Origin of the sequence: Bradyrhizobium sp. (genome assembly GCF_019242285.1) — a bacterium.
Classification (GTDB): Bacteria; Pseudomonadota; Alphaproteobacteria; order Rhizobiales; family Xanthobacteraceae; genus Bradyrhizobium.
Genome location: NZ_JAFAVV010000946.1, coordinates 1 through 2,565, shown reverse-complemented (window position 1 = coordinate 2,565; position 2,565 = coordinate 1). Strand labels below are relative to the sequence as shown.

Genomic DNA, 2,565 nt, shown 5'->3' with positions numbered 1-2,565 from the left:
TCTATGCCTACGGTAGTGACGTCTCCTATTCCGACGACTGCTACTACACCTACAGCCGAGGCAGGCGCGTCGTGGGTTGCGACGAAGACTGAGCGAGGCCGGCAGCCGACTGCATCCCGGTTCGGTATGCACCGGGGTGCGGTCGCTTTCGCGCCTGCCGATCCTCAGGCACTCCTTCCGCATCGGTTTCTAAACATTGGCTTAGCATCGCCAACCACAAGCCAATCGCGCACTGCCCTCGGTCAATAGATTGCAGCCCTCCGATCGGCGATGTTTGCCCCGAGGAAAGGAAATGACATGAAGCGCCACTGTCCCGATCCTGATGCTGGCCAAATGGCCGGCAGCCCCGGTGTGATGCACTTGGGTGCGACGGTTGCGATCGCGCTTCTCGCCGCGTCCTTGGGCGCCTGCAACGATGGGTCAGGGACCGCGATCAAGCCTGCAACATTCGTGCGCACCGAGGTCGTGCAGCCCCGGAATCGACAAACATCCGCAACGGTGACCGGCGAGGTCCGAGCCCGCTACACCGCCGACCTCTCGTTCCGGGTAAGCGGGCGCGTCATCGAGCGGTTCGTGGATGTCGGCGCCCGCGTCGATCCGGGCAAGGTCCTGGCTCGGCTTGATCCAACCGAACAGCGGGCAGATGTCGAGGCTGCGACCGCCGCAGTGACTGCGGCGGAGTCCCAATTGCGCGTCGCGACCGCCACTTTCGAACGGCAGAAGACTCTCATCGCCGAAGGCTTCACCACCCGAGTGGCGTTCGATAAGGCGCAGGAAGGATTGCTGGACGCAGAAGGCCAGCTTGAAACAGCGAAGGCGCAGCTCGGTACGGCGAAAGATGCGCTTGGCGACACCGAGCTGCGCGCCCGCGCCGCGGGCTACATTACCGCGCGATTTGTCGAGGTCGGCCAGGTCGTGGACGCAGCACAGCGCGCATTCACTCTGGCCCAGGACGGCGAGCGGGATGCCGTCTTCGACGTCGACGAGTCGATTTTCTTCGGGGACTTCGAGAGTGGGCACGTATCGCTGGCGCTCGTCTCGGATCCCGATGTGACAGCTGTCGGCCAGGTAAGGGAAGTATCGCCTGTTCTTGATCCGAAGAGCACCACGGTTCGCGTGAAGGTGGCGATCCAAAATCCGCCGGCCGGGATGACGCTTGGAAGCGCCGTGACCGGAACAGCCAAACGGAAACCTGTGTCACAGATCAGGTTGCCATGGAACGCATTGATGGCAGTCGGGTCAAAGCCCGCCGTCTGGATCGTCGACCCGGCGACCGATACTGCGTCGCTGAAGGCGGTTTCGATCTCCGATTACGAAGCCGGAGCGCTGTGGATCAGCGGGGGCATCGAACCTGGAGCGCGCGTCGTTGTCGATGGAGGCAAGCTGCTCAGCTCCGGCGATCGCGTCACGTACGAGGAGGGCCGGTGATGATGAAGCGTTCACTTGTTATCGCCAGCATTTTCGCGGCGCTCCTTGCTGCCGGATGCAAACAGGAGACAACCGCGCCGGACCCCGTTCGGCCGGTGCTGTCGATGGTCGTCGAACCTGCCCGATCGAACGAAGCTGCAGTCGCGGGCACTGTGGAACCCCGATACAAGTCAGATCTCGGTTTCCGGGTGCTGGGGCGCATCATCGCACGTCCCGTAGACATAGGAGATTCGGTTCATGAAGGGCAGACCGTCGCCGCAATCGATTCCACAGCGCTGAAACTCGGCGTGCTGTCGGCGCGCGCAGACCTGTTGAAAAGCCAGGCCCGACTTGCGGACGCAAGCGCAGCGGAGGAGCGACAGCGGAAGCTCATTGTGACCGATGCCGTGACGAAACAGAGGCTGGACGATGCGGAGCATGAGCGGGCTGGAGCCGAGGCGGCGGTGGCCGCCGCACAGGCGAATCTCGCGAAGGCGAGCGAACGACTTGGCTACGCGGAGCTCAAGGCCGAGTTTGCCGGGGTCGTCACCGCAGTGGAGGCCGAGGTGGGACAGGTGGTCTCACCCGGTCAGAGTGTCGTGACCGTCGCGCGGCCCGACGTCAGAGAGGCCGTGGTCGATATCGGGCCGGATTTCCCGGTCCCACTGAAAATCGGCTTGCCGTTTACCATCACCTTGCAGCTGCTGCCTGCGCTGCACATAGAGGGCCAGATTCGCGAGATTGCGCCGCAAGCCGACGCCGTCACTCGCACGCGTCGCGTCCGTATTGCCTTGAAGGATCCCCCTGAAAGCTTCCGGCTGGGAGCCACCGTTACTGCGACGCTCAGCAATGACCAGAACTTGGTATTGCGGGTACCCGAGTCCGCCGTCTTGGCCAAGGAAGACCAGAATTTCGTTTGGGTCATCGATCCGACCGCCCACAGAGTTTCTCTGCATCAGATCCAGTTCTCCCGGGACGAAGGCGGCATCCGGGTGACCGGCGGGCTCGAGGCTGGAACGCGCATCGTGACTGCGGGGATCCATAGCCTCGAGCAGGAACAGCAAGTCCGCATCGACCAGGAGACGGCCCCATGAAATCATTCAACCTTTCGGACTGGGCGCTCGAACACCGCTCGCTCGTCTGGTATTTCATGATCGT

The 2,565-nt window shown here is 62.9% G+C and carries 2 protein-coding genes; both read left to right on the top strand.

The features are described 5' to 3' along the window. Window positions 1-297: 297 nt before the first annotated feature. Window positions 298-1,428 carry an efflux RND transporter periplasmic adaptor subunit gene (locus JOY90_RS38645; RefSeq protein ID WP_291696332.1) on the top strand — a complete coding sequence of 377 codons (1,131 nt, stop codon included), beginning with the start codon at window positions 298-300 and terminating at the stop codon, window positions 1,426-1,428. Further along, entirely contained in the window at window positions 1,428-2,501 is a 1,074-nt protein-coding gene (locus tag JOY90_RS38640) for an efflux RND transporter periplasmic adaptor subunit (RefSeq protein ID WP_291696331.1), read from the top strand. The genes JOY90_RS38645 and JOY90_RS38640 overlap by 1 nt, the downstream gene beginning before the upstream one ends. Window positions 2,502-2,565: the final 64 nt, after the last annotated feature.

Bases quoted from the DNA above. Each gene is read 5' to 3' on its own strand.
- JOY90_RS38645 (WP_291696332.1), top strand. From the start codon at position 298: ATGAAGCGCCACTGTCCCGATCCTGATGCTGGCCAAATGGCCGGCAGC.
- JOY90_RS38640 (WP_291696331.1), top strand. From the start codon at position 1,428: ATGATGAAGCGTTCACTTGTTATCGCCAGCATTTTCGCGGCGCTCCTT.